The sequence below is a fragment of the Roseicyclus sediminis genome, assembly GCF_025515305.1.
Lineage (GTDB): Bacteria > Pseudomonadota > Alphaproteobacteria > Rhodobacterales > Rhodobacteraceae > Roseibacterium > Roseibacterium sediminis.
This window is the reverse complement of record NZ_JAOPHT010000001.1, coordinates 497250-503650: the sequence shown is the minus strand read 5'-3', so window position 1 is coordinate 503650 and position 6401 is coordinate 497250. Positions and strand designations below refer to the sequence as shown.

General features: G+C 70.5%; 5 protein-coding genes. 1 reads left to right on the top strand and 4 read right to left on the bottom strand.

What is annotated here, in order from left to right; all coding sequences use genetic code 11:
* Positions 1-533: Y-family DNA polymerase (locus N8I71_RS02555; RefSeq protein WP_262876340.1), on the bottom strand; the 533-nt coding region annotated here is incomplete at its 3' end.
* An 82-nt stretch (positions 534-615) separates the two neighbouring features.
* On the opposite strand from N8I71_RS02555, the gene N8I71_RS02550 reads away from it, so the two are divergent.
* Positions 616-1080 (top strand): MOSC domain-containing protein, encoded by a 465-nt coding sequence (locus tag N8I71_RS02550; RefSeq protein WP_262876339.1) that lies wholly within the window; start codon positions 616-618, stop codon positions 1078-1080.
* On the opposite strand, the gene N8I71_RS02545 is transcribed toward N8I71_RS02550, so the two are convergent.
* The 3 genes from N8I71_RS02545 to dapE all read right to left on the bottom strand — a co-directional run bounded on the left by N8I71_RS02545 (position 1077) and on the right by dapE (position 6235).
* Entirely contained in the window at positions 1077-2447 is a 1371-nt protein-coding gene (locus N8I71_RS02545; protein ID WP_406676058.1) for a lytic murein transglycosylase, read from the bottom strand. The genes N8I71_RS02550 and N8I71_RS02545 overlap by 4 nt on opposite strands.
* Positions 2448-2553: 106 nt before the next feature.
* Positions 2554-4809 carry a ribonuclease R gene (rnr, locus tag N8I71_RS02540; protein WP_262876337.1) on the bottom strand — a complete coding sequence of 752 codons (2256 nt, stop codon included), beginning with the start codon at positions 4807-4809 and terminating at the stop codon, positions 2554-2556.
* Between the two features lie 280 nt (positions 4810-5089).
* Positions 5090-6235 carry a succinyl-diaminopimelate desuccinylase gene (gene dapE / locus N8I71_RS02535; RefSeq protein WP_262876336.1) on the bottom strand — a complete coding sequence of 382 codons (1146 nt, stop codon included), beginning with the start codon at positions 6233-6235 and terminating at the stop codon, positions 5090-5092.
* Positions 6236-6401 lie beyond the last annotated feature (166 nt).

The following is a 6401-nucleotide window of genomic DNA, read 5'->3' as shown; positions in this document are numbered from 1 at the left end:
TCGATGGCGTCGCCGTTGCGCAGGGGGCCCGCGCGTCCCCCGGTGTAGCGCGCCAGCGCCCAGGCGGCACCCGCGGTGTCGGCGATGCCTGCGCGCACTGTCAGGCCCAGGTCGGCGCAGTCCTGCCCGACCTGGGCGAACAGCGCCGTCTCGCCGCCGAACAGGTGCGCGCAGCCGGTGAGGTCGATCATCAGCCCCTCGGGCGCCTCTTCCGCGACCCAGGGGCTGAACTTGCCGGCCCAGCGACGGAGCGCGGTCAGGAACGCGGCTTCGGCGGAGGGATCGGCGGGGCGCGTCACGAGGTCGGGGCAGATCGTCGCCGCCTCGCCCAGGGGCTGCCCCCGGTGGAGGCCGCGCGCCTCGGCGGCCTCGGTCAGGGAGTCGACGAGGCGCATGTTCCCGGCCTCGGAGACGACAGCGAGCGGTGTTTCGGCGAGGCCGGGCTCGCACCGAAGCACCCGCTCGGCGGCGAGGCGCGGGAACCACAGCGAAAGGATGCGGCGGCTGGTATGGCCGGGACGGGTCGGGAGCATGGCGGCAGCGAGTGTTCACACTTTGTTCCAATCTAGAAGCAGCGGCTCCCGGAGTCGAGTCCGGCGCGCTATACCCTTCCCGATGGAAAGCATCGCCACCCTCACCGCGCGTCACGCGCAGGCCGGTCGCCTCGAGTGGATCGGGCTGCGGCCCGCGCGGCTGCAGCCCGTGCAGGCGGTGATGGAGGCCGAACTGACGGAGGCGGGGCTGGCCGGCGACCATGGACGCCACGGCAAGCGCGCCGTGACGCTGATCCAGGCGGAACATCTGCCTGTCATCGCCGCGCTTGCGGGCTGCGCCACGGTGGCGCCGGAGACGCTGCGGCGGAACCTCGTCGTGTCGGGGATCAACCTGGCGGCGCTGCGCGGGCGGGACTTGCGGATCGGTCGTGCGGTCCTGCGCATCACCGGCCCCTGCGCGCCCTGCTCACGGATGGAGGCAGCGCTGGGTCCCGGCGGCTACAACGCCATGCGCGGACATGGCGGCTGGTGCGCCGAGGTGGTGTCCCCGGGGCCGATCGCGCCCGGCGATGCCGTGGACCCCTAGCGCAGCCGTTCCAGCAGGCGGAGCGAGGCGTATCCGTCCGGCGTCGCGCCCACGGATCTCTGGAACCGGCGCACGGCCTCGGTCGTGTTCGGGCCTATGATCCCATCCACCCCGTCCGTCGGAAAGCCCGCCGCCGTCAGCCGCTGCTGCAACTCGCGGCGTTCGTCGCCCGTGAGGGCGCGGTCGCCCCGCGGCCAGCCGGCGCGGAAGGCGGAGCCGCCCGTGATCCGGTCCGACAGGTGGCCCACGCCGATCACATAGGCATCCGCCGGGTTGTAGCGCTCGATCACGCGGAAATTGTCGAAGATCATCAGCGCCACGCCTTCGGACCCGCCGGGGAGCAGGATCGACGCCTCGCCATGGTCGGGCACCTGGCCGCCATCGGCGAGCGTCACGCCCGCCCGCCGCCAGAAGCCCGCGTCGCGGCGCACGCGCTCGCCCGTCAGGGCGTAGTCGAAGCCCTGCGGCAGGCGCACTTCCACGCCCCAGGGCTGCCCGTAGGTCCAGCCGAAATGGGCGAGGTAGGCGGCCGTCGAGGCAAGTGCGTCGGTCGGATCGTCCGACCAGATGTCGCGCCGCCCGTCGCCGTTGAAGTCCTGCGCATGCTCAAGGTAGCTCGTCGGCATGAACTGGGTGTGGCCCATCGCCCCGGCCCAGGAGCCGGTCATCCGCCGCGGGCTTACGTCGCCCGATTGCAGGATTTGGAGCGCCGCGATCAGCTGCGCCTCGAAGAAGTCCTGCCGCCGCCCGTCATAGGCCAGGGTCGCCATGGCCGAGACGATGTCGGTGGAGCCCCGGCTCGCGCCGTAGGCGCTCTCGAGGCCCCAGATCGCGGCGACCACCTCGGCCTCCACACGATAGCGGCGTTCGATCCGCTCCAGCGTGTCGCGGTGTTCGGCCAGCGCCGCGCGGCCGTTGCGCACGCGGGCATCCGACACCGCGCCGTCGAGGTAGTCCCACAGCGTCCGGCTGAATTCGGCCTGGTTTCGGTCGCGCTCGACCACGCGGGACTGAAGCTGAACGCCGTCGAAGGCCGTATCGAAGACCTCTGGCCGGATGCCCCGCGCTAGGGCGCGCCCACGGAACCCGGCAATCCAGCGGCGGAAGCCGGGATCGGCGGTTTCGGCAGGCCGGGTCGAGGCCGCGCGGCGTTCGGCGAAGCCCTGTGGCACCGCACCGCGAAGCATGGGGCGAAGCGAACGTTGCACCGCATGCACCGAGGGCACACGCCGTTCGGCCGCCGTCGAGACGGCAAGCGTCTCCAGTTCCGGCCGTGGCAGCGGCAGGAGCGACGCCGCCGGCGGCAGGGCCTCGGCCGGAAGGCCAAGGGCGAACAGGGACAGGCAGAGTGGTTTCATGCCGCGCATGTCGGGCGGTCCATTGTTGCTCGATTGCCGGGCAACATAGAGGAAAACGCGGCCCCGTCACAGAAGGCGAGCCGGCAATGCGCGGTCTTCTGCCGCCCGCGCGCGCTCAGGGCCGCCGCGCGGCCTTCTTGCGCAACTTCACCTTCTTCTTCGCGGAGCGGTCGGCCTTTCGCCTTGGTGGCGCGCCCTTGCGGGCCCGACCCGGCCGCCGGGGCAAGGCCTTGTCGTCGAGTTCGATCAGCTCCAGCGTCAGGCCGCCGGTCACGGGTACCGCCTCGGCAAGACGCACGCGCACCTTGTCACCGATGCCTATGACGATGCCGCTGTCGGCACCCATCAGCGTCTGGCTCTCGGCGTCGTGGTGGAAATACTCGTGCCCGATGGCCCGCATCGGCAGCAGGCCGTCGGCGCCCGTCTCGTCCAGCTTCACGAATGCGCCGAAGCGCGCGATGCCGCTGATCCGGCCGGTGAAGGTGGCGCCGACCCGGTCCGACAGGAAGGCGGCGAGGTAGCGGTCGGTGGTGTCGCGCTCGGCGGCCATCGAGCGCCGCTCGGTCTCGGAGATATGCTTGGCCGTCTCTTCCAGCCGCTCGATTTCCTCGGGCTTCAGCCCGTCCTTGCCCCAGCCATGCGCCGCGATCAGCGCGCGGTGCACGACGAGGTCGGAGTAGCGCCGGATGGGCGAGGTGAAATGCGCGTATTGCGTCAGCGCGAGGCCGAAATGCCCGAAATTCTCGGGGCTGTAATAGGCCTGCGTCATGGAGCGGAGCGTCGACATGTTGATGAGTTCGTCGTGCTCCGTCCCCTCGGCCTGCGCGAGAAGGCGGTTGAGCTGCGCCGTCTTCAGGACCTGGCCCTTGGCGAGCGTGAAGCCCGCGGCCTCCGCCGTCTCGCGCAGCGCCTCGATCTTCTCGGGCGCGGGTTCCTCGTGGACGCGGTAGAGAAGCGGCGTCTGCTTTTTGGCGAGCGTCCGGGCGGCGGCGACGTTGGCCAGTACCATGAACTCCTCGATCAGGCGATGGGCGTCGAGCCGGTCCTTGAAGGCGACGGAGGTCACGCGCCCCTTCTCGTCAAGCTCGATCCGCCGCTCGGGCAGGTCCAGGTCGAGGGGCTGGCGCCGCTCCCGCGCCGCCCGCAGCGCCCCATAGGCGGCGTAAAGCGGCGCGATGACCTCCTCGACCAGATGCTCCGTCTTCTCGCCGGGGTTTCCGTCCTGCGCCGCCTGCACCTCGGTATATTCCAGCGAGGCGCGGGACCGCATGAGGCCGCGCACGAAGTGATGGTCCCGCAGTTCGCCGCCCGCATCGATGACCATGCGCACGGCGACACAGGCGCGCGGAACCCCCTCGTGGAGCGAGCAGAGATCTCCAGACAGCCTGTCGGGCAGCATCGGCACCACACGGTCGGGGAAATAGGTGGAGTTGCCGCGCCGCCGCGCCTCGCGGTCGAGCGCGCTTCCATAGGTGACGTAGTGGGCGACATCGGCGATGGCGACCCAGATGACGTGGCCGCCCCGGTTTTTCGGATCGTCGTCGGCATGGGCGAGCACCGCGTCGTCCCGGTCACGGGCATCGGCGGGGTCGATGGTGACGAGCGGCAGGTCGCGCAGGTCCTCGCGCCCGGCCAGCCCGGCGGGCTTGGCCGCGTCGGCCTCGGCGATGGCGGCGTCCGGGAAGGCGTCGGGAATGCCGTGCTCGTGGATCGCGATGAGGCTGACGGCCTTCGGGGCCGCGGGGTCGCCGAGACGTTCGACGATGCGCGCGCGGGGCAGGCCCATGCGGCCCTTGGGCCCGGCCTGCTCCGCCTCGACCAGTTCGCCGTCCTTCGCGCCGTGGGTGTCGCCGGGCCGCACCGTCCACTCGCGGTCCGCCCCCTTCGAGACCGGCACGATCCGACCGCCTTCCGCCCCCTTGCGGAAGACACCGAGCAGGCGCCTGGGGTTCGTCCCGATCCGCCGGATCAGGCGGGCGACGTACTGGTGGTCTTCGCCCTGCACCTCCTGCAGCCGCGCGAGGATGCGGTCGCCTTCGCCGACGGCGGGATCCGTGGCGCGCGGCGAGAACAGGATCCGGGGTTCCGGCCCCTCGCCGAGCCATTCGAGCGGTCGGCAGAAAAGATCACCGAGGTCATCGGGCGCCAGCACCTGAAGCACGCTCACCGGCGGCAGCCTGTCGGGGTCGCGGTAGGTCTTGCGGCGTTTCTCGAGGTGCCCCCCGTCCTCCAGATCCTTGAGGATCCGCTTGAGGTCGATCCGCGCGGCGCCCTTCACGTTGAAGGCGCGGGCGATATCGCGCTTCGACGTCGTCGTCGGATTTGCGGCGATCCAGTCTAGGATCTGCTCCTTGGTGGGAAGGTCGGACATGAGGCTGGCGTAGCATGTGCCGTGCGGCAGGTCATGCGGGAAATCGGGCCTCGGGATCGTCGGCTTTCGCCGCCGACCCGTGCAGCCGCGATCTCGCCCCGCCTCCGGCAGGGCTCGGCCGCGGCTTGTGCCTCCGGCGGGAGTTTTTTGCCAGGATGAAGGATGGCCCGTTCCCTGCCATTCATCCTGGAAGGAAAACTCCGGGGGAGCTGCGCGGAACGCGCAGCCGGGGGCAGAGCCCCCGCGCGCGGCCTGCGCCGCGCATCCCCGCCGCGGGCCGTCAGGCGGCGAAGTAATCGGTGAGGATGCGGCAGTAGATCGCCTTGAGGTCGCGGATGTCCTGCTCGCTGGCCCGTTCGTCGACCTCGTGCATTCGGTGCCCGACGAGGCCGAACTCCACCACCGGGCAATGCGCTTTCACGAACCGGGCATCCGAGGTTCCGCCGGTGGTCGACAGGACCGGCTTCTGCCCCGTTTCCGCCTCCACCGCCGATGCGATCAGCGCCGACAGATCGCCAGGCGGGGTCAGGAAGGCCTCGCCCGAGACCTGCGTTTCCATCTCGATCCGCGTGCCGGTTTCGGCGGCGGCGCGATCGGCCTCGGCCCTCAGGTACGCGGCGAGGGACGCACCGGTATGGAGGTCGTTGAAGCGGATGTTGACCGTCATGCGGGTGCGCGCCGGAATCACGTTCGAGGCCGGGTTGCCGGTATCGATCGTCGTGACGGAGATCGTGGAGGGATCGAAATGGTCCGTCCCTTCGTCCAGCACATGGGTCGACAAGCGGTGTGCCAGAAGCGCGACCGCCGGCATCGGGTTCAGCGCCTTGTGCAGGTAGGCCGAATGCCCCTGCTTGCCGGTCACCTCGAACTTCGCGGTCATCGATCCGCGCCGGCCGATCTTCACCATGTCGCCGATCTTCGCGACGCTGGTCGGCTCGCCCACGATGCAGACATCCATGCGTTCGCCCTCGGCCGCCATCCAGTCGAGGATGGCGATGGTGCCGTCGCGGCCGGGGCCTTCCTCGTCGCCGGTCACGGTGATGACGATGGCGCCGTCGGGCGGCGCCTCGGACACGAGATCGACGGCCGCGGCGACAAAGGCCGCGACGCCGGATTTCATGTCCGTCGCGCCGCGGCCATACAGCCAGCCGTCCTCGCGATGGGCCGAAAACGGCGGGTGGGTCCAGTCGGCGGGGTCGCCCACGGGCACCACGTCGGTGTGCCCGTTGAAGCCGAAGACCTTGCGGGCGTTCCGCGCGCCCCAGCGGGCGAAGAGGTTCGGCGTTCCGTTCCGGTCGACCCGCGTGCAGGCGAAGCCCGCCTCCGAAAGCGTGCGTTGCAGGAGTTGCAACGCCCCGGCCTCTTCCGGCGTCACGCTGGGACAGCGCACGAGGGCGGCCGTAAGCTCGACGGGATCTGTGGACATGAGGAACCTCCGCTGGGTCGCGTCGGGCATCGGGGTAACGCCGTGGCGCGAAAGGCACAATGCCTCCCGCGCGGGAAGGCTTCGTTTCCCAAACCGCCATCCGTCTGCTAGACAGCTTCAAACACTAAGAAAATCGTCGAGGCAGGCGCGGCAACGACCGCGGGAC

Coding starts and splice junctions, on each gene's coding strand:
- N8I71_RS02550 (WP_262876339.1), top strand. CDS start 616: ATGGAAAGCATCGCCACCCTCACCGCGCGTCACGCGCAGGCCGGTCGC.
- N8I71_RS02545 (WP_406676058.1), bottom strand. CDS start 2,447: ATGCGCGGCATGAAACCACTCTGCCTGTCCCTGTTCGCCCTTGGCCTT.
- rnr (WP_262876337.1), bottom strand. CDS start 4,809: ATGTCCGACCTTCCCACCAAGGAGCAGATCCTAGACTGGATCGCCGCA.
- dapE (WP_262876336.1), bottom strand. CDS start 6,235: ATGTCCACAGATCCCGTCGAGCTTACGGCCGCCCTCGTGCGCTGTCCC.